1 protein-coding gene is annotated in these 383 nt (G+C 44.6%); it reads left to right on the forward strand.

What is annotated here, in order from left to right; translation table 11 throughout:
• Positions 1-279 (forward strand): hypothetical protein (locus FMN52_RS19880; protein ID WP_205424868.1); only part of this gene is annotated, 279 nt, incomplete at its 5' end.
• Positions 280-383 lie beyond the last annotated feature (104 nt).

The following is a 383-nucleotide window of genomic DNA, read 5'->3' on the forward strand; positions in this document are numbered from 1 at the left end:
TCAAAAGGCTTGCTGAAACAACTGAGCTGGGTAATCAGAATGATTCTTTGTCGCTACATTGCAAGAAGACTTCCTTTGCCAATAGTCTTAGATGAACCCTTCTGTGATTTAGATGACAAACGATATGCAGCATGCATGGAGCTTCTAGTAAACAAAGTTCTCCCTTACTGCCAGGTCATAATTCTCACGTGCCAGCCAGTAAGACACGAATGGTTCTATCAAAAACTCGGCGAGGCGTCTCGCGAAAAAGTACGCCTCGTGCGCGCAGGGATGAACTAAGATCAACCGGCATCTAATACTTTCGGACGAGCCGCCAAAACTTTCCGAATGGTATAGTTAAAATGTGATTTTCAGGAACACCACCATGCATCGCAATCTAAGCA

It is taken from the genome of Marinobacter sp. BW6 (assembly GCF_008107725.1).
Classification (GTDB): Bacteria; Pseudomonadota; Gammaproteobacteria; order Pseudomonadales; family Oleiphilaceae; genus Marinobacter.